The organism is Streptosporangium sp. NBC_01639, from assembly GCF_045209755.1.
GTDB lineage: Bacteria > Actinomycetota > Actinomycetes > Streptosporangiales > Streptosporangiaceae > Streptosporangium.
This window is the reverse complement of sequence record NZ_CP109272.1, coordinates 498,380-516,274: the sequence shown is the minus strand read 5'-3', so window position 1 is coordinate 516,274 and position 17,895 is coordinate 498,380. Positions and strand designations below refer to the sequence as shown.

Annotated in this window: 18 protein-coding genes; 10 read left to right on the top strand and 8 right to left on the bottom strand. The window is 72.2% G+C overall.

Features of this window, described 5'->3' with window-relative positions; all coding sequences use genetic code 11:
• The first annotated feature begins 1 nt into the window (after window position 1).
• From hypD to plsX, 6 genes are all read left to right on the top strand, one after another.
• Window positions 2-1,129, top strand: a complete 1,128-nt coding sequence (hypD, locus tag OHA77_RS02430; RefSeq protein ID WP_326822301.1) for a hydrogenase formation protein HypD — start codon at window positions 2-4, stop codon at window positions 1,127-1,129.
• Window positions 1,126-2,271 carry a hydrogenase expression/formation protein HypE gene (hypE, locus tag OHA77_RS02425; protein ID WP_406315826.1) on the top strand — a complete coding sequence of 382 codons (1,146 nt, stop codon included), beginning with the start codon at window positions 1,126-1,128 and terminating at the stop codon, window positions 2,269-2,271. The genes hypD and hypE overlap by 4 nt, the downstream gene beginning before the upstream one ends.
• Window positions 2,272-2,299: 28 nt before the next feature.
• Window positions 2,300-2,713: a hypothetical protein gene (locus tag OHA77_RS02420; protein WP_406315824.1), complete on the top strand. Its 414-nt coding sequence runs from the start codon at window positions 2,300-2,302 to the stop codon at window positions 2,711-2,713.
• A 348-nt stretch (window positions 2,714-3,061) separates the two neighbouring features.
• On the top strand, window positions 3,062-4,525 hold the full coding sequence (gene crtI / locus OHA77_RS02415; RefSeq protein ID WP_406315822.1) for a phytoene desaturase family protein: 1,464 nt from the start codon (window positions 3,062-3,064) through the stop codon (window positions 4,523-4,525).
• Window positions 4,522-5,421 (top strand): phytoene/squalene synthase family protein, encoded by a 900-nt coding sequence (locus OHA77_RS02410; RefSeq protein ID WP_406315821.1) that lies wholly within the window; start codon window positions 4,522-4,524, stop codon window positions 5,419-5,421. The genes crtI and OHA77_RS02410 overlap by 4 nt, the downstream gene beginning before the upstream one ends.
• Window positions 5,422-5,587: 166 nt before the next feature.
• Window positions 5,588-6,562 (top strand): phosphate acyltransferase PlsX, encoded by a 975-nt coding sequence (gene plsX, locus OHA77_RS02405; protein WP_406315819.1) that lies wholly within the window; start codon window positions 5,588-5,590, stop codon window positions 6,560-6,562.
• A gap of 29 nt (window positions 6,563-6,591) precedes the next feature.
• Here the strand turns inward: plsX and OHA77_RS02400 are convergent, their stop codons facing one another.
• Entirely contained in the window at window positions 6,592-7,434 is an 843-nt protein-coding gene (locus OHA77_RS02400) for a spheroidene monooxygenase (RefSeq protein ID WP_406315817.1), read from the bottom strand.
• On the opposite strand from OHA77_RS02400, the gene OHA77_RS02395 reads away from it, so the two are divergent.
• On the top strand, window positions 7,409-8,011 hold the full coding sequence (locus tag OHA77_RS02395; protein WP_406315816.1) for a glycerol-3-phosphate acyltransferase: 603 nt from the start codon (window positions 7,409-7,411) through the stop codon (window positions 8,009-8,011). The two genes, OHA77_RS02400 and OHA77_RS02395, sit on opposite strands and share 26 nt — an antisense overlap.
• Here the strand turns inward: OHA77_RS02395 and OHA77_RS02390 are convergent.
• The 3 genes from OHA77_RS02390 to OHA77_RS02380 all read right to left on the bottom strand — a co-directional run bounded on the left by OHA77_RS02390 (window position 7,956) and on the right by OHA77_RS02380 (window position 11,754).
• On the bottom strand, window positions 7,956-9,077 hold the full coding sequence (locus tag OHA77_RS02390) for a glycosyltransferase (RefSeq protein WP_406315815.1): 1,122 nt from the start codon (window positions 9,075-9,077) through the stop codon (window positions 7,956-7,958). The genes OHA77_RS02395 and OHA77_RS02390 overlap by 56 nt on opposite strands.
• Window positions 9,078-9,359: 282 nt before the next feature.
• Window positions 9,360-10,790 (bottom strand): phytoene desaturase family protein, encoded by a 1,431-nt coding sequence (locus OHA77_RS02385; RefSeq protein ID WP_406315813.1) that lies wholly within the window; start codon window positions 10,788-10,790, stop codon window positions 9,360-9,362.
• A gap of 139 nt (window positions 10,791-10,929) precedes the next feature.
• The gene (locus OHA77_RS02380) at window positions 10,930-11,754 is read right to left on the bottom strand and encodes a carotenoid biosynthesis protein (protein ID WP_406315811.1); all 825 of its coding nucleotides are present in this window, start codon (window positions 11,752-11,754) and stop codon (window positions 10,930-10,932) included.
• A 454-nt stretch (window positions 11,755-12,208) separates the two neighbouring features.
• On the opposite strand from OHA77_RS02380, the gene OHA77_RS02375 reads away from it, so the two are divergent.
• Entirely contained in the window at window positions 12,209-12,832 is a 624-nt protein-coding gene (locus tag OHA77_RS02375) for an RICIN domain-containing protein (RefSeq protein WP_406315809.1), read from the top strand.
• Between the two features lie 101 nt (window positions 12,833-12,933).
• Here the strand turns inward: OHA77_RS02375 and OHA77_RS02370 are convergent, their stop codons facing one another.
• The 4 genes from OHA77_RS02370 to OHA77_RS02355 all read right to left on the bottom strand — a co-directional run bounded on the left by OHA77_RS02370 (window position 12,934) and on the right by OHA77_RS02355 (window position 16,043).
• Window positions 12,934-13,455, bottom strand: a complete 522-nt coding sequence (locus OHA77_RS02370; RefSeq protein ID WP_326822313.1) for a shikimate kinase — start codon at window positions 13,453-13,455, stop codon at window positions 12,934-12,936.
• A gap of 147 nt (window positions 13,456-13,602) precedes the next feature.
• Window positions 13,603-14,139, bottom strand: coding sequence for a GNAT family N-acetyltransferase (locus OHA77_RS02365; RefSeq protein ID WP_406315807.1), 537 nt, complete (start codon window positions 14,137-14,139; stop codon window positions 13,603-13,605).
• Between the two features lie 195 nt (window positions 14,140-14,334).
• Window positions 14,335-15,513: an ankyrin repeat domain-containing protein gene (locus OHA77_RS02360; RefSeq protein WP_406315805.1), complete on the bottom strand. Its 1,179-nt coding sequence runs from the start codon at window positions 15,511-15,513 to the stop codon at window positions 14,335-14,337.
• 167 nt (window positions 15,514-15,680) lie between these two features.
• Window positions 15,681-16,043, bottom strand: coding sequence for a hypothetical protein (locus tag OHA77_RS02355; RefSeq protein ID WP_406315803.1), 363 nt, complete (start codon window positions 16,041-16,043; stop codon window positions 15,681-15,683).
• A gap of 100 nt (window positions 16,044-16,143) precedes the next feature.
• Here OHA77_RS02355 and sigJ point away from each other — a divergent pair, with 100 nt between their 5' ends.
• On the top strand, window positions 16,144-17,064 hold the full coding sequence (sigJ, locus tag OHA77_RS02350; protein WP_406315801.1) for an RNA polymerase sigma factor SigJ: 921 nt from the start codon (window positions 16,144-16,146) through the stop codon (window positions 17,062-17,064).
• Between the two features lie 235 nt (window positions 17,065-17,299).
• The gene (locus tag OHA77_RS02345; protein ID WP_406315798.1) at window positions 17,300-17,842 is read left to right on the top strand and encodes a GNAT family N-acetyltransferase; all 543 of its coding nucleotides are present in this window, start codon (window positions 17,300-17,302) and stop codon (window positions 17,840-17,842) included.
• Window positions 17,843-17,895 lie beyond the last annotated feature (53 nt).

Sequence of the window (17,895 nt, the reverse complement as noted above, 5' to 3'; positions counted from 1 at the left end):
GATGCGCTTCGTCGATGAGTACCGGGACGCCGGGAAGGCGCAGACGCTGGCCGCGCAGATCACCGCGCTGTGCGAGCCCGGTCGCGCCTACAAGTTCATGGAGGTGTGCGGCGGGCACACCCACACGATCTACAAGCACGGGCTGGAGGACTACCTGCCCGAGGCCGTCACGCTCGTGCACGGTCCGGGCTGCCCCGTCTGCGTCATCCCGATGGGGCGGGTGGACGACGCCATCCACATCGCCGAGCAGCCAGACGTGATCATGACGTCGTTCGGTGACATGATGCGCGTGCCCGGCGGGAACGGGTCCTTCCTCGACGCCAAGGCACGGGGCGCCGACATCCGCATGGTCTACTCCCCGCTGGACGCCCTGAAGATCGCGCGGAACAATCCGGGCAGACGCGTGGTCTTCATGGCGATCGGCTTCGAGACCACCGCGCCCTCGACGGCGATGACCGTCCTGCGCGCGCGGGCCGAGGGGATCGAGAACTTCTCGGTCTTCTGCAACCACGTGACGATCATCCCTGCGATCAAGGCGATCCTGGACTCTCCCGACCTGCGGCTGGACGGCTTCGTCGGGCCGGGCCACGTCTCGGCCGTCATCGGCTGCCGGCCGTACGGGTTCATCGCCCGAGACTACGGCAAGCCCCTGGTGGTGGCCGGGTTCGAGCCGCTCGACGTGCTCCACACGGTCTACCGCATCCTGGTGCAACTGGCGGAGGGCCGGGTGGAGGTGGAGAACCAGTACGCCCGGGTGGTGCCGTGGGAGGGCAACCAGAAGGCCCTCGGTGTCATCAACGAGGTGATGGAGCTGCGGCCGTACTTCGAGTGGCGGGGACTGGGGTTCATCTCGCAGTCGGCGCTCAGGATGGGAGAGCGCTACGCCGCCTTCGACGCCGAACGGATCTTCCAGATCCCCGGCGGGCGGGTGGCCGACCCCAAGGCCTGCCAGTGCGGCGAGGTGCTCAAGGGCGTGCTCAAACCATGGGAGTGCAAGGTGTTCGGCACCGCCTGCACCCCGGAGACCCCGATCGGCACCTGCATGGTCTCGTCGGAGGGCGCGTGCGCGGCGTACTACAACTTCGGCCGCTTCTCCCGCGAACGCGTCAAGGAGGCGACCCGCCGGTGAACACCGAGGAAGGCATCGCCCTCCGGGGGGAGGGCCCGGACCGCACCGGCCCCGATCCGGGAGACGCGGCGCCGGGACAGGGCCGCGAGCAGCAGGTCCTGCAGCGGATCGAGCGGGTGCGCCGTCGCAGGGCCCGGGTGCGGGAGGACCGCATCACCCTCGCGCACGGCGCCGGCGGCAAGGCTACCCACACCCTGATCGACGCGGTGTTCCTGGAGTCCTTCCGCAACCCGCTGCTGGAGCCCCTGGAGGACGGCGCGGTCGTCGACGGGCTCGCCTTCACCACCGACTCCTACGTGGTGACACCGCTGTTCTTCCCGGGCGGGGACATCGGCGACCTGGCGGTCAACGGCACCGTCAACGACCTGGCGATGTGCGGGGCGCGTCCCCGGTACCTGTCGGCCGGATTCATCATCGAGGAGGGCTTCCCCGTCGCCGACCTGCGACGCGTCACCGCCTCGATGGCGGCTGCGGCGCGGGCCGCGGACGTGTGGATCGTCACCGGCGACACCAAGGTCGTGGAGAACGGCAAGGCCGACGGCTGCTACATCACCACCTCGGGCATCGGGACGATGGACCGGCCGGTCCGGCTGAGCGCCGCCGCCGCCCGGCCCGGCGACGCGGTCATCGTCTCCGGCCCGATCGGCGAGCACGGCATCACCGTCATGCTCGCCCGGGGAGAGCTCGACATCCAGGCCGACCTCACCTCCGACACCGCGCCCCTGCACGAGCTGACCGGCCGGCTGCTGGACGCCTGCGGCGACGGGCGGGTGCGCTGCCTGCGCGACGCCACCCGCGGCGGGGTGGCGACGGTCGTCAACGAGATCGCCGAGGCGTCCCAGGTCGCGGTCGTCCTGCAGGAGGACGCCATCCCGGTGCGCCCCGCCGTACGCGGGGCGTGCGAGCTGCTGGGGATCGACCCGCTCTACGTCGCCTGCGAGGGCCGGATGGTCACGGTGGTGGACCCGCGCTCCACCGAGGCCGCGCTGACCGCCCTGCGCTCCCATCCGCTCGGCTCCGCCGCGGCCGTCATCGGGCGGATCAACGACGACCCGCCCGGACTGGTCCTGCTGAGGACCGCCTTCGGCGGCACCCGCATCGTCGACCTGCTGGTCGGCGACCCTCTGCCCAGAATCTGTTGAGAACGACACCCGAGCTCAAGGAGATCTGATGAAAGAGCCGAACGGATCAGATGACGTGGAACGGTCCAAAGGAGAGGGGCAGCACGGTTACTCCCCCGATGTGGGTCACGCGAGCGAAGAGGCGGTCCGAGGCGCCGACCGGGCCTGGGGGCCGCCGCCGGGGGACAAGGGACCCGGCCGTGAGGTGTCCGAGGAGGAGGAAGAGGGGGTCCCCGCCACGGACACGGAGGCGGAGAGTCCCCACGGTGTCGGCGTCAGTTCGACCCGGCGCGCCGAGGAGACCGCTCGCAAGGAGGAAGAGGAGGGCCGCCGGACGACCGGCGTCGACGAGAAGACGGGCCGGCCCTACGGCACCTCCACCCCCGAGAGCTCCACCGGCGTCGATCCCCAGGGATCCATCGACGAGGAGAGCCCGGAGCTGCCACCCGGAGACACAGCCTGAGCCCGCAGCAGCCATCGCGGTTTCCTACGCGATGGATGAGCCGCGGCAGGTGGCCTCGGGCACCGATCGCCCAAACGTGTCGATCATCACCGTGTCTGTCCTGACATCCGGCAGGCGCATCCAAACGCGGTCCTGCTTGCGAAATGGTCTTCACCGACGCAGAGGAGCGACGCCCATGGTCACCATCACCCGTGAGACCGGCACCGGCACGGTACGGGTGCCGGCAGGTTCAGCAGGTTCAGCAGGTTCAGCAGGTCAGGAAGGTTCAGCGGGTTCAGCGGGTTCAGCGGGTTCAGCGGGTTCGGCGGGTCCGGAAGGTCCGGCGGGTCCGGCGACGAGGGGGAACGTGTGAACCCGGTTGTGGTGATCGGAGCCGGGCTGGGCGGTCTGGCCGCGGCGGTCCGGCTGGCCGGGGCCGGGCGGGAGGTCACGGTCGTGGAGGCCCGCGACGTGCCGGGCGGTTGCTGCGGGACGGCGAGCCTGGGGGAGTACCGCTTCGACACCGGCCCGTCGGTGCTGACCATGCCGGACGTGCTGGCCGACGTCTTCGCCGCGGCCGGGGAGGACATGGAGAGCAGGCTCCCGCTGCGGCGGCTGGACCCGTACTACCGGCTCCGCTACCACGACGGCTCCCACCTGGACATCGTGCCCGGCGAGGAAGCCATGATCGAGCAGGTGCGCGGGCTCTGCGGCGCCGCCGAGGCGGACCGCTACCGGCGGTTCCGGACCCGGCTCGGCGAACTGTTCGCCGCCGAGTGGCCCTCCTTCATCGACCGCGACATGACCCGACTGCGGAGCCTCGTCCAGCCCCGGGTCCTGGCCCGGCTGGCCGCCCTGGGCGGCTTCCGGAGGATGAACCGCCTCGTCGAGGGGCACCTCACCGACCCGCGGCTGGTCAAGGCGCACACCTTCCAGGCCCTGTACGTGGGCCTGTCGCCCCGGCAGGCGCTCGGCATCTACGCCGTGGTCGCCCACATGGACACGGTCGGCGGCGTCTTCTTCCCCCGGCACGGCGGCATGCACGCCATTCCGCAGGCCCTGGCCGCCGTCGCCGAGAAGGCGGGGGCGCAGATCAGGTACGGCACCCGCGCCGTGCAGGTCGAGGCCGGCTCCTCCGGCGTCTCCGGCGTTCGGCTCGACACCGGGGAACGCCTCGCCGCCGGGCACGTCGTGGTCGCCTGCGACCTGCCCGGCGCCCACCGCACGGGGCTGCTCCCCGAAGGCGCGGGCGACTGGCGGCTGCGCCGCCCCCACCACTCACCCTCCTGCCTGGTCCTGCACTTCGGCCTCGACCGGCGCCTGGCCGGGCAGGCGCACCACACCCTGCACTTCGGCCGTGACTGGGACGCAACCTTCACAGCCCTGAACGCCGGAAGGCCGCAGCCCGACCCCAACCTGCTGGTCACCTACCCCGCGTCCGACACCGGCGCCGCACCCGAGGGCCACGCCACGCTCACCGTGTTGGAACCCACCGCCAACCTGCGCGGCGGAGGCGACTGGGACCGCCTCACCCCCGAGTTGGAGGACCGCCTGTTCGGCAGGCTCGCCGCCCTCGGCTACGGCGACCTCGCGACCACCCCCCGGCTCACCTTCGACCCGCCCGCCTGGGCGGCGCTCGGCCACTCGGCCGGCACCCCCTTCGCACTGGACCACCGCTTCAGCCAGACGGCCTGGCTCAGGCCGTCCGGCATGGCCCGGCGCGTCCCCGGCCTGCACTTCGCCGGCATGTTCACCGCGCCGGGGGTGGGAGTACCGCCGGTGCTCGTCTCGGGCCGGCTGGCCGCGGAACGCATCCTGGAGACCCCCCGATGACCCTCACCCGGAGCTACGAGTTCTGCCGCAGGCTCAACGCCCGCCACGGCCGCTCCTACTACCTGGCGACCCTGCTGCTGCCCGCCTGGAAGCGCCCCCACGTGCACGCCCTGTACGGCTTCGCCCGCTACGCCGACGAGATCGTCGACTCCTTCACGATGACCGGCGACCGGGCGGCGGCGCTGGAGGACCTCACCGCCCGCGTGGCCGACGCACTGGCGGGCGCCCCCACCGACGACCCGGTGCTTCCCGCGTTCACGCAGACCGTCCGCTCGTTCGGCATCGACCACGCCGACATCGAGGCGTTCCTGCGGTCGATGCGAGCCGACCTGACCGTCACCCGCTACGCCACCTACGACGACCTGCTCGGTTACATGGACGGGTCGGCCGCGGTCATCGGCACGATGATGCTGCCCGTCCTCGAACCGCTGCCGGGCATGGCCGGGCAGGCGCGCGAACCCGCCCGCCAGCTCGGGCTGGCCTTCCAGCTGACGAACTTCCTCCGCGACGTGACCGAGGACCTGGCCCGGGGCCGGGTCTACCTGCCCGCCGAGGACCTCGACACGTTCGGGGTGGAGGTGGCCGACCTGGGGCGGCGCGACCCCACACCCGCCCTGCGGGAACTGCTCGCCTTCGAGAGCGAGCGGGCACGCGGCCACTACCGGCTCGCCCTGGCGGGCGTCGACCTGCTCACCCCCTCCTCGCGACCCTGCGTCCGCGCGGCCTACGAACTGTACGGCGGCATCCTCGACCGGATCGAGGCGGCCGGCCACGACGTCCTCCGGGTCAGGGCCACCGTGCCGCGCCGCCGCAGGCTGGCCATCTTCGCCCGGCACCTGCTCGCCGCCTCCGCGGCCGACCGGGCCGAGCGCCGGGTGGCCGTACAGACGTTCTGAACGGGGGCCGGGAGCCGGCCGCCGCTGCAGCGGAGGACGCGTGAAGTCGTGAGGACGCGGAGAGCCGTGAGGACGCGTGACCCCACGGGGACGCCTGACCTCGCGGAGGACGGATGGAGCCCCCGAAGGCGCGGGAAGCCGCGATGGAGCTGTGAAGGAGAATGCGATGGCGGAGCCGGTGGTCGTCGACGCGATGGGCGGAGACCACGGACCAGCCGAGACGGTCGGCGGGGCCGTCACCGCCCTGCGCGAACACGGGGTGCCCGTCGTGCTCGTCGGCAGAGCCGGGGAGATCCTCCGCGAGCTGGCGCGCCACGACGCCGCCGGCGAGATCGACGTGGTCCACGCCGACGAGGTCGTGCCGATGAACGAGCGCGGCGCGGGGGCCGTCGCCTCCGTCGGCTCCAGCCTGAGGGTCGGCTGCGAACTCGTACGGCAGGGCGCGGGCTCGGCGTTCGTGTCGGCCGGTTCCACCGGTGCGGTCGTCTCGTGCGCGATCCGCGGCATCGGACGCGCGCAGAGCGTGCTTCGTCCCGCCCTGGCCATCGCGCTGCCCTCGGTGACCGGCGGCGCCACCGTGCTCATCGACGCTGGGGCGACGTCCGACCCCACACCGGAGATGATCGCCCAGTTCGCGGTGCTCGGCGCGTCCTACGCCCAGCTCGTGCTCGGGGTGGCCGACCCGTCGGTCGGCCTGCTGTCGATCGGCTCGGAACCGGGCAAGGGCAACCGGCTGACCCGCAGGACCGAGGAGTTGCTGCCCGCGCTGCCGTTCCGCTTCCACGGCAACGTCGAGGGCCACGACGTGCTCGCCGGCACCGTCGACGTGATCGTCACCGACGGCTTCACCGGCAACGTCGTGCTCAAGAACGTCGAGGGCTCCGTCCGGGCCGCGCTCACCCTGGTGGCGCAGTCGGGCGTCGCCGGGCCGGAGGCGCTGCGCGAGGTGGCCCGCCGCTACGACCCCGAGTCCCACGGTGGCGCGGCCCTGCTGGGGCTGAGCGGCACCGTCGTCGTGGCACACGGTTCCTCCCGGGCCCCGACGATCGCGCGGGCCTGCGTGGTCGCCCGCGACCTCGCCGGCGGTGGCGTCGTCTCCCGGGTCCGTGACCACCTCACGGTGGAACCGGTCATCTCTTGACCTCCCGTCCGGCGCCGGAACCCGGGGCCTTACGCGAGAGGGTCGGCCCCGTTCCAGGTCCCCTCACTGCCGTAGGGGGAGAACCGGGCGAACAACTCCTCGGAGTACCAGTCCTCTCCCCGGGTCCGTCCGATCACCTGCCGGTGCGCCCGCCCCCGGTAGGCGAAGTCCCGCACCGTGTCCGCGTCGCGCCACAGCGAGAACGTGGCCTGCCTGACCAGCGGCCACTCGCCGACACCGACCGAGGCCAGGCAACCGTCCTGCTCCCGCAGCAGACGGTCCACCCGCGGGACCGACCGGTAGAACGGCACCAGACGGGAGGGCCGGATCGACGCGCGGGTCAGTACGGCGACCGGCCCGCCCGCGCCGGAGCCGCCCGGAATCCCGGTGACGGGCCCAGGGACCTTCCCCGCCGTCCCGTCCGCCTCGGCCCGGTCCGCCCGTACCTCCCGGGCTTGGTCCGCCCGCACCGCACCGGCTTGGTCCGCCCGTATCTCCCCGATCCGCCGGGCCTTCCCGAGAGTGGGTCCGAACGGCTCCACCCCGCCCCAGCTGCCCCGCGAGGACAGCGGCTCCAGCCGTACCTGCCAGGACTCCAGCGCCTCCTGCCGCCAGCGCACCGCCATCGGCGAGCCGTCCAGGAAGTCGTCCAGGGCACTCTCCCGCCGCCAGACCGCCAGCAGCGCCCAGCGGCGCAGGTCCGCGCCCAGACTCATCGACGCCCCCCGGCCGGAGCCGAGCAACCGCCAGAACAGCAGCCCCGGAGTGCTCCTCAGCACCGGCCGGTCGAACGCCATGTACCTCATGGCGCCGAGCTCCGCATACCTGATGAGGTGGAAAGAAGCGATGGTCCCTCTGCTCGTCTCGGTCATCGGCGGCTACCTTCTCGGATCCGTGCCGGTCGCCGTGCTGGTCGCCCGCGCGCACGGTTTCGACCCCCGCGAGGTCGGCGACGGCAACCCCGGCTTCTGGAACGTCAGGGAACGGCTCGGCCGACGCGCCGCTGCGCCGGTCTTCGCGGGCGACACGCTCAAGGGAACGTCCGCCGGGCTGCTCGCCCTGGTGGTCAGCGGCCTGCACACCACAGGATGGGGCCTGGTGACCGGCCCCAGCTCCGTGCCGGTGTATCTCGCGGTGGCCGCCGCGATGGCCGGGCACGCCTGGCCGGTGTTCGCCGGTTTCCGGGGCGGCCGGTCGATCCTCACCTTCGTGGGCGGGTCCGCCGTCATCTGCCCGCCCGGTTTCCTGCTCGGTGTCGCCGTCCTCGTCGTGACCGCCCTGGTGACGCGGTCCTTCGCGATCGGGGCGCGGGCCGGCGTGTTCGCCATCCCGCTGCTGCAGCTCCTCTTCGCGCCGGTCGGATACGTGGCCGGGACCGGCGCGCTGATGTGCCTCATCGGGCTCCGTTTCGGGCAGGCGGCGCGGGCCGGCCGGACCGGCCGGTCGTGACCCCGCCGTAGGTACGGCCCCGCCAGTTCCGTATCGGCCGCAGCGTGGCCTGCGTCAGCCGCGCGGCGGTCAGCGGGTCCAGCAGCGGCGCCAGCAGCACGCCGGGACCGGGCCGGGTGTAGCTGCCGCGCAGCGCCCCGGCCAGCAGCAGCCGTACGGCCAGCAGACCCAGATCCAACCGGGTGGGCCGCCCCGTCGCCAGCCGCACGACCGGCAGGGCGGTCGTGAGCCAGACCACGGCCAGGTCGGCGACCTGCCAGCCGGGGCGGGTGGCGTCGCTCAGCGGCAGCGTCCGCCCCCACTCCCGCCAGACCTCGGCCGTGGAGGCGTGCATGTCGACCTCCAGCAGGCCGCCCGCGTCCAGGAAACCCACCGACCAGCCGTCGGCGGCCAGGATCCGGCCCAGCGCCACGTCGTCGGCCATGTGCCCGCGGACTCTCGCGAACCCGTCGGCCGCCAGCATCGCCGGACGCCGGAAGGCCATGCACTGGCCGTTGGTCACCACGCGGTGCGGCGGCGGCGGGATCGGCGGTCCCACGGGTCCGAACCGGTAGACCAGCGTCGCCAGGAACGAGGCGTGCAGCGCCTGCTCCGCGGCGCCGTCACAGACGAACCGGGGCCCCACGCTGACCAGGTCGTAGCCGTCCAGGGCCGCGGCGAGCGCGCCGAACAGTCCGGCCGCCGGCCGGGTGTCCGCGTCGAGGGTCACCACGATGTCACCCCCGGCCGCCTCGACCCCCTGCCGCAGCGCCCACTGCTTGCCCACCCAGCCCGCGGGGAGGGGCGCGCCGGTGACCACCTTCGCACCGAGGTTCCCGGCCAGCCGTGCCGTACCGTCGCTCGAGTCGTCGTCGACGACGACGACCTCGGCGACGACCGGGTCGGCGAGCGCGGCCTCCAGGCAGGGGCCGATGCGGCCCTCCTCGTCGCGGGCGGGGATCACCACCGAGATCCGCGCGTCCGGTGTCGTGACGGGGGTCAGCGCGGGCAGCCGGTCGCGCCCGCGTGCCAGCCGTACGCCCACGGCGAGGGCGGCGGCGACCTGAAGTGCGGTGAGTGCTCTCATGACTGGGGGCTCTCCTTGACGGTGGTGGGAACGATCCGGGGCGCGGAGTTCATCTCGGGAGGCCCTCCTGTAGGGGCGCGGGTCTCTTCACGGGCGGTACGGGGCTTTTCGGGAGGGGAGCCGGTCTTTTCGCGAGGTGTGGGTCTTTTCGGGAGGGGAGTACGTCCCTTCGCGGGAAGTGCGGGGCTTTTCGGGATGAGAGCCGGTCTCTTCGCGAAGGGTGCGGGTCTCTCCGCGAGGAGAGCGGGTCCCTTCGGGAGGGGAGTGCGGCGGAACAGGGGGTCACCGGGGAAAGTCCTTCGCCACGAGGGAGTCGACGATACGGCCGCCCATCGTCACCAGCGGCAGCCCGCCGCCCGGATGGACCGAGCCGCCGACCAGGTACAGCCCGCGCCGCGGACCCCGGTTGCCGGGCCGGCGGAACGGCGCCAGGGGGCCGGCGTAGGCGCCGCCGTAGATCGCCCCACCCCAGGAGCCGTAGCGCTCGCGCAGGTCGGCGGGTGTGATCAGATCGACGGAGCGCAGCCGCCCTGACAGGTCGTGGCCCCGCGCGGCCAGGCGTTCCAGCACCAGGTCCCGGTAGGCCTCGGGCGGCATCGGCCACCGGCCGGGATCACGCGCCGGGACGTTGACCAGCATGTTCCAGTTCTCGCAGCCCTCCGGCGCCTGTGACGGGTCGTCCACCGCCGAGCAGCCGATGTAGACGGTCGGGTCCTCGGGGGGCCTGCGCCGGTCGAAGATGTCGGCGAACTCCCGCTCGTAGTCGGCGGAGAAGACGATGGAGTGGTGCGCCAGCCCCTCGGTCCGGCCCTGCACGGCCGCCAGCAGCAGGAACGCCGAGGAGGACAGGCCGAGCCCGGCGATCCGCCGCAGCCGCCGCCGGTCCGGCAGCAGCCGCCCGTACAGCGCCGCCGCGTCGGTGTTGGCGACCACGACGTCGGCCCGCTCGCGCTCGCCGGAGGCCAGCCGCACCCCCTGGACGCGGGCGCCGTCGTCGAGGACCTCCGCCACCTCGGCGCTGAGGCTGGTTTCGACGCCCGCCTTCTCCAGCAGCACCGCCAGCGCGTCGGCGATCCGGGGCAGACCGCCGGGGACGTACCAGCCGCCCTGGCCGTGCTCGATCGCCGGGACGCAGCCCAGGGCCGCCGGTGCCCGGTAGGGGTTGGAGCCCGCATAGGTGGCGTAACGGCCGACGTACTGGCGCAGGCGCGGGTCGGCGAAGAAGCGCCGGGCCAGCCCGTCGAGGGTACGGCCGGGCGCCACCGCCATCAGGTCGGACAACCGTGCCTCGGCCGGTGGCCGGTTCAGCGGTCCGGTGAAGAAGGTGCGCTGCGAGGCGTCGTAGCAGCGCTGGGCCCACGCGAGGAAGGCCAGCCAGTTGCGGCCCTCTCCCGGCGCGATCCGGTCCACCTCCCCGGCCGTCCTGACGGGGTCGCGGTGCGCCGTCAGCGTCGAGCCGTCAGCGAACCGGTAGCGGCACAGCTCCCGCAACTCGACGAGGTCCAACTCCAGGCCCAGGCCGGTGAAGAGGTCCGGCAGCGTCAGCAGCGAAGGCCCGATGGAGAAGGTGAAGCCGTCGCGCACGTGTTCGGCCAGCTTGCCGCCCAGCCGGTCCCGCTGCTCGTACAGCCGCACCCGATGTCCCCGCCGGGCCAGCAGCAGGGCGGAGACCATGCCGCCCACACCGCCGCCGATCACGATCACTTCCGCCATTCACGCCTCCACCTGAGCATGGTCGTCCCTGTTGTTCGGGTCGTTGTCCAGTCCGCACGCGAGCGCGGTCGTCTCCGTCCGTCCGGGCCTGCGCGCGGATACCGTCGTCTCCGTTGTCCGGGGCCGGATGCGAACACGGTTACCTCCGCCATCTGCGCCGCCACGCGAGTATGGCGAACAGCCCCATGCCGATCCCTCCCACGACGGCGACCAGCGGGTCCGGCGGGTCGAAGACCGCCGCGAACCCGATGACCTCCATGACCGCCATCACCGTGTAGATCGCGACCAGTCCGGTGCCCCTGGCGTCCGGAACGGCCACGACAGTGTCGATCAACGCCATCACCAGCGACGACACGACCAGCCAGCCGACGAAGTTGCTGATCGGAATGCCCCGGTAGGGGCCGGGGTCGTGCCAGACCCACAGGTCAAGCCTGATCATCTGCGGATCGAGGAACAGGTCCCAGGCGGTCAGCGCCAGGGCCCCCAGGACGATCCGGCCTGCCCGGCTCGCGGGCGACGCCGCCGCTGCCGCCGCGTGGGCCGCCAGCCCCATGCCGCCCCACGCCAGCGCGACGGTCACCGGCACCCCGCCGAGCCGTGGCCACAGCACGTCGGTGTAGCCGTAGTCGCCGAAGGGCAGGCCCGTCCTGATGCCGATCCATTCGGCGGCGTACCCGGTCAGCACCGTGGCGCCGAACGCCGCGGCCGCTCGGGGAAAACCGTGGGCCGCCGTGCCGAAGGCCAGGGCGGCGGCGGCCAGTAGGAGCACGACCACGCTGGTCAGCAGGATCGGCCGGGGCTGCAGCCCGGACGCGACCTGACCGGCGACCATGGCGAGGAGCAGTGCCGTGCCGAGCACGTTCGCGAGCCGCAGGGCGCCCGGGGACGGCCTCTCCCGTGCCGTCACGCCTCCTGCGATGCCGGTACCGGACCGTCCGCTGCTCACCTTCTGGCTCTGCCCCATGGAAGGTCATTCGAGTGGCGGGGCCCGGTCAGATTCACTTGATCTATTGATCTTCGCGCGCATCCGGCGCCGGGGACCTCCTCGGGTACCGGCGCGGACCGTCCGGCGTGCCGGTCACGATGGCGGTGACCGGCGCGGACCCGTACGGCCGGTGAGCTACTCCTGTCCCCGCAGGTGTCGCACGGGCGGGGACACATGCGGGGACAGGGCGGACCGGGATCCGCCGATTCCGGTGCACCGCCGTACGGCACGCCGCCGACCGGGCGGCCGCCACCGGTGCTACACAGGAGACATCGCCTGACTGACGGGCCGCCGCTCACAGATCATGACCGGTGGACGTCCTCCCTCGGCCCAGCACGTCAGGTCGCCCTGCCTTCGGCTACACGGGCAGGGGCTGCTCACGTGGCCGCCCGCCGTACTCGCGAACGTTCACCGATGAACGGGAGGACCCATCATGGCCGTTTCCCGCTGGACCCGCCGACTTGTCCTGACCGCACTTCTCGCGTCGGGCCCACCCGCCGCGTTCCCTGCTCTCGCTCACGCCGCCCCACTTGGGAACAGGCCCGGGGCCTCCGCCACGGCGGGTGAGACCTCGCTCCCGCAGGGTGCCGCCCGTTTCGCGCTGCCCCAGCCGGTGATGCTGGTGAACGCCTCCACCGGCAAGTGCCTGACGATCGCCGGGGGAGTGAGCACCGAGAACAACGTCACGGCGTTGCAGTACACCTGCGACGACCATCCCTCGCGCCGCTGGCTGCTCAGGGACGTGACCGGCACGGGCGTCTACCAGGTCCGGAACGTCGGCACCGGTAAGTGCCTGACGATCGCCGGAGGGGTGAGCACCGAGAACAACGTCACCGCGTTGCAGTACACCTGCGACAGCCACCCGTCGCGCCGCTGGACGCTGACGGATGTGACCGGCAACGGCCAGTACCAGGTCCGGAACGTCGGCACCGGTAAGTGCCTGACGATCGCCGGGGGAGTGAGCACCGAGAACAACGTCACCGCGTTGCAGTACACCTGCGACGACCATCCCTCGCGCCGCTGGCTGCTCAGGCTGACGGGACAGCTGTACGGCTGACGCCATTTTCGAACGCGGCCAGGCCCGCGCCGCAGCCACCGGCGTCGACCGACCGGAGCGGCTCGCCCGGCATCGGCGGGAGCGGACGGAGCGGGCCGACCCTACCTGCTCGCCACCTCCAGGTGATCGAGTACGGCCCGCGCCACCTCGTGCTTGGACACCGCGGGCCGTTCGAAACGCAGGTCGGCCACTTCCGCGAAGGAGGCCGCCCGGCGCTCGCGCAGCTCGCTCGCCAGCGCGAGCGGCTCCTTGCCGAACCGGGGCCGATGGGACTTCTCGGTGATCCTCTCGGCGATGAAACCGGGCAGGGCGTCCAGCCACACCACCAGGGCCGGCTTGAGCGCCGCCCGGCAGCGGGGGTCGTCCAGCACGCTGGCCGCCGCGGCGATGACCGGGGCGGGCCGTTCGGTCAGGGAGTCCAGCAGGTGGACGGCCTCTCTGGCGTGCAGGAGCTTCGCCCCCTCGCGGGAGGCGATCTCGGCGGCGGTGGCGCCGTAGCGTCTCTCGAGGTAGGCGTCGCTGTCGCGCATGGGCCGGTCGAGTGCCTCGCTGAGCAGCCGCGACACGCTGGTCTTCCCCGCGCCCATCAGACCGACCACGACGATCGGAACCTCGGCCGTCATGCGTGCCACCTCCGGGTGTCCTTGGGATCAAGCTTTCACCCCTGCCCGGGAAAGGCATGATCTAGCATCCGGCGGCACAGATCTTCACGGTGCGGGCCGATGGACCCACCGACTCTGACATCCGGTTCCTGCCGGGATGCTCGGAGATCACCCGCTCGGCTTGCCGATCTTGATCCAGTAACGCCGCACGACACCGTGCTCGGTGTCCCGGATGCCCTCAAGGACGCCGCCGTGGCGCTCGATCGTCATCGCCGAGGCGACGTTGTCGACCTCGCAGACGATCAGCACCCGATCCAGGCCGAGCTCCCGCGCCTCGTCGAGCATCCGGCCCAGCGCCCAGGTGGCCAGCCCGCGCCGCCGCGCGGACGGCCGGACGCCGTACCCGATGTGGCCGACCCGCAGCACGAAGTCGTCGAACCCGTGCCGCAGCGCGATTCCGCCGAGCACCCGGTCGCCCTCGACGATCCAGCGGTACGTACAACGCACCCGGCCGGTCTGCACGGCCTTCGCCGGGTCCGACTCGTCAGCCAACCGGGCCACCCAGGCCGCGAACCCGTCCGGCGAGTCGACCTCGTCGGACGGCAGCAGCCCGAAACCGTCCTCGTGGACGCCGGGACCCCACTCGTCACGCGCTTCGAGCCAGGCGGCGTGCAGGCGGGCGGTGGGCGCGATCAGTTCGGGCATACCGCGACGATACCGATCCGAGCCGTGTACGGGCACAGCAGCAGGTCCCGCTGTCCCCGTCGCCCTCATCGGCCTCGCCCCAAGCCGCCGGGCTTCCCAGACCGACGACTCCGGTCCCTGCCGGCACCGTGCCCGGCCTGCTTCAGAGCCGGTCGGCGTCGTCTGCCGACGGATATGAGCGGAGGCTGTTACGGTTCACCGGCCGAGCTGCCGGTTGAGCTCTTCGAGCAGGTCAACGACGTCCAGGCGCCCGGTCCCATCCGGCAGCAGCCGCGTCGTGCCGTAGGCGAGCTCGCCCAGCGCCGCTCTGACTGTGGCGAACTCGTCAACGGTGGCGTGCAGCTCATGCCAGGACGCGTTGACCGCTGGAACGGCCTCTTCACGCAACCGTGCTGCGAAGGCCGCCGCCGCTTCGGCGTCCGTACCGGTCCGGGTCCGCCACTCGTCCGCACCGAGGTCGTCCACGGCGATGTCGATGACGGCCGCCAAACGCCGGAACATCTGCGGGTCGCCGGTGAGGCGAACACCGGTCGGGACAAGCCGTACCGCGGTCCGAGCGATCGGCACATCGTCCAGGCCGACACTACGCTCGCCCAGCCGGAACTGGATGTTCTGCCACTGCCAACCGCGGGCCAGCCGCAGGGCCGTCATGCCGTCCGCGCTCACCGCGTCGATGGCGGCGCCGGCCAGCAGCAGGGCGTCCGCGACGCGTCGTTCGTTGCGTTCGACCGCGTGCATCAGCGCGGTTCGCCCCCGCGCGTCGCAGGCGTCCACGTCGGCGCCCGCCTGCAGGAGCACGTCCACCGCGGCGTGATCGCCGCGGCGGGCGGCCACGACGATCGCCGGTGCCGCATCCGAACGCCGCTGGTCGGCGTCCGCACCGTGGGCGAGGATGGTGCGCAGCACGACCGGTGCCACCGAACGCATGACGGCACTGATGAGAGGGCTCTCCTCGTGCGGCTCAGGGGTCGCCCCCGAATCCAGCAGCACCCGCAGGACCTCAAGAGCGGCCGGCGTCGGATGGAACGAGACGGAGGACACCGCCACCAGCAGCACACTCGACCTGGCAGCGGGTTCTGCCTCGAGCGCCCCGCAGGCCAGAAGCGACCGCACCACGGCGGGATGTGCTTCGAGCACTGCGGCGCGGAGGGGTGAGGTGCCGTGGGGATCAGCAGGCGCCACACGGGCGCCGGCGTCCAACAGCAGCCGCACGATGCCCGACCGGCCACTACGCGCAGCCTCGGCCAGTACGGATCCCCGAAACCGGCCGACCGTGATGTTCGGGTCAGCGCCGAGGGACAGCGCCTGAGCGACGGCTGCGTCCGCACCGGCGTTCACCGCCTCGATCAGGCGCTGATCGGCGTCGTGGCTCATGATTCCTCTCTGTCAGCCGGCATGCTTGAGCCGGCGTACGAGCACTCCTGGTACGGTGAGCCGGCCCACCACGACTTCGTCGAACAAATCTCCTATGGCCCCCTCTGACACGGCCTGATCCGCCAGACAGGCCCAGCTGATCCCGGTATGCCCCCCAGTATCGGGCTTCAGCGCCGCGCCAGCGCCAGCACGCTCAGCCCGAACATCAGGACGCCCAAGGGGAGATGGACCGCCGGTATGTGCGCGATTCCGAGCACGACCTGGACCGAGGCCAGGACGAGGAAGCCGGACGCGTGCCAGATGGGCCGGGGCGAGCCGCCGCCCGGCTTCCACGCCAGCACCGCCGCGAGCACGTACAGCATCGCCGCCCCGTACATCACGCGGGCTCCGACGCTGTGCAGCGTCTCCCCGTAGGAGGAGGTCAGCAGCAGTCCGGCGGAGACCGCCTGAAGGAAGATGGTCAGGGTCTGCAGAGTGATCGCGATCTGCAGAAACGAAAAACGGCGCTGTGCCGTCGCCTGGATCGCCATGCCACGGTCCCCTTTCCCGCCCGGGGGCAGTAGGTCGATAAGGTCTCACCAGCCCGACGACGCGGGCCTGCGAAAGGTAAGGCGAGGAGACGGTCGGAGCATGGGGGCGGCAGGGACGAGCACCGATGAGCCGGCCGGTGAGCGACGCCAACTGATCAACGTCGCCTACCGGTTGCTCGGTTCACTGGCCGAGTCCGAGGACGCCGTACAGGAGGCCTACGCGCGCTGGTACGCGCTGCCCCGAAGCCGGCAGGAGGAGATCGTGTCCCCCGGCGCCTGGCTGACGACGGTGACCGGCCGCATCTGCCTGGACGTGCTCGGCTCGGCGCGGGCCCGGCGCGAACGCTATGTCGGCGCGTGGTTGCCCGATCCGCTGCCCGACCACGCCGAATGGGACCACGGCCATGGCACCGACCCCGCCGACCAGGTGGTCCTGGACGAATCGGTGACCATGGCCTTCCTCGTCGTCCTGGAGTCGATGACCCCCGCCGAGCGGGTGGCGTTCGTCCTGCACGACGTCTTCCGCTACCCCTTCGCCGAGATCGCCGGCATCCTCGGCCGGACCCCTGCGGCCTGCAAGCAGCTCGCGGCCTCCGCCCGACGGCGGGTGCGCGTCGCGCAGGCTCCGGTGACGGCGGCCGGGCAGGCCGACGCGGTGCGGCAGGTCAAAGAGGCCTGGGAGAGCAAGGACGTCGCGGCCCTCGTCGACCTCCTCGACCCGGCCGCCGTGATGACCGCCGACGGCGGCGGCGTGGTCGGTACCGTCCTACGCCCGATCGAAGGCGGTGCGCGCATCGCCCAGTACCTGGTCGCCATCGCCGACAAGGTTCCGGGGCTCGAACTCCTGGCGCGGTCGGTCAACGGTGTGCCGGGCCTGGTGGCCCAGCGGGCCGGCGTCGTCATGGTCGTCGCGTCGTTCGATGTCGCCGACGGCCGCGTCACCCGGATCTGGGCGGTCCGCAATCCGGAGAAGCTGCGGCCGTGGGTGCCGGACGGCGGACCTGTCCGGCCGATCATGTGACCGGTCCGTGCCCGGGTCGTCGTCGTGACACGAGGCGGAGAGATCTGACAGGCGCTGTCGCATAGCCCCTGCGAGGGAGTCATGGGCGCTTCCGGGCTTCCGGTTTCTGTCACCCGCATGGTCCACGCGGGCGCGTCGGCAACGCCGGCGCTCTCATCCGCAAAAGCCGCTGTACCGACTGCGATGACCGTTTATCAGTTTGCCGCCGGCCGACCCGGTCGGATAGGAAGCTTGCATGCTAAAGGGCAGCAAGGTCGGGCTCAGGGCCCGGCACGAGGACGACATTCCGATCCTGCAGGCCGAGCTCTACGACGACGTGGTCACCCACTCGCGGGCCCAAGGCCGGCCGTGGCGGCCGATCACGCCCGGCTCGAAGGACTCGCAGCTCGTGGTGGACGACAAGGAGCAAGGGCACGTCCCGTTCTCCGTGGTGGAGCTGGACGGCGGCACGCTGGTCGGCACCGCGGTGCTGTGGGGCATCGACAACCACAACCGGTCCGCGCACATCGGGCTGGGACTGCTGGCGTCCGTCCGCGGCAAGGGCTACGGCACCGACGTGGTCGCGGTGCTGTGCCACTACGGTTTCGTCGTGCGCGGCCTGCAACGGCTGCAGATCGAGACGCTGTCGGACAACGTCGCGATGCTGCGCTCCGCCGAGCGCAACGGCTTCGTCCGCGAGGGCGTACTGCGCTCCTCGGCCTGGGTTATGGGCGAGTTCCTGGACGAGGTGCTGCTCGGGCTCCTCGTCCAGGACTGGAAGCCGGACTCGAAAGCCTAGGCTGCCGCCCGGCGGTCGAGGGCGGCCTGCAGAGCCGACATGGACGGCCGAGG

Coding starts and splice junctions, on each gene's coding strand:
- hypD (WP_326822301.1), top strand. CDS start 2: ATGCGCTTCGTCGATGAGTACCGGGACGCCGGGAAGGCGCAGACGCTG.
- OHA77_RS02420 (WP_406315824.1), top strand. CDS start 2,300: ATGAAAGAGCCGAACGGATCAGATGACGTGGAACGGTCCAAAGGAGAG.
- OHA77_RS02410 (WP_406315821.1), top strand. CDS start 4,522: ATGACCCTCACCCGGAGCTACGAGTTCTGCCGCAGGCTCAACGCCCGC.
- plsX (WP_406315819.1), top strand. CDS start 5,588: ATGGCGGAGCCGGTGGTCGTCGACGCGATGGGCGGAGACCACGGACCA.
- OHA77_RS02395 (WP_406315816.1), top strand. CDS start 7,409: ATGGTCCCTCTGCTCGTCTCGGTCATCGGCGGCTACCTTCTCGGATCC.
- OHA77_RS02400 (WP_406315817.1), bottom strand. CDS start 7,434: ATGACCGAGACGAGCAGAGGGACCATCGCTTCTTTCCACCTCATCAGG.
- OHA77_RS02390 (WP_406315815.1), bottom strand. CDS start 9,077: ATGAGAGCACTCACCGCACTTCAGGTCGCCGCCGCCCTCGCCGTGGGC.
- OHA77_RS02385 (WP_406315813.1), bottom strand. CDS start 10,790: ATGGCGGAAGTGATCGTGATCGGCGGCGGTGTGGGCGGCATGGTCTCC.
- OHA77_RS02380 (WP_406315811.1), bottom strand. CDS start 11,754: ATGGGGCAGAGCCAGAAGGTGAGCAGCGGACGGTCCGGTACCGGCATC.
- OHA77_RS02375 (WP_406315809.1), top strand. CDS start 12,209: ATGGCCGTTTCCCGCTGGACCCGCCGACTTGTCCTGACCGCACTTCTC.
- OHA77_RS02370 (WP_326822313.1), bottom strand. CDS start 13,455: ATGACGGCCGAGGTTCCGATCGTCGTGGTCGGTCTGATGGGCGCGGGG.
- OHA77_RS02365 (WP_406315807.1), bottom strand. CDS start 14,139: ATGCCCGAACTGATCGCGCCCACCGCCCGCCTGCACGCCGCCTGGCTC.
- OHA77_RS02360 (WP_406315805.1), bottom strand. CDS start 15,513: ATGAGCCACGACGCCGATCAGCGCCTGATCGAGGCGGTGAACGCCGGT.
- OHA77_RS02355 (WP_406315803.1), bottom strand. CDS start 16,043: ATGGCGATCCAGGCGACGGCACAGCGCCGTTTTTCGTTTCTGCAGATC.
- sigJ (WP_406315801.1), top strand. CDS start 16,144: ATGGGGGCGGCAGGGACGAGCACCGATGAGCCGGCCGGTGAGCGACGC.
- OHA77_RS02345 (WP_406315798.1), top strand. CDS start 17,300: ATGCTAAAGGGCAGCAAGGTCGGGCTCAGGGCCCGGCACGAGGACGAC.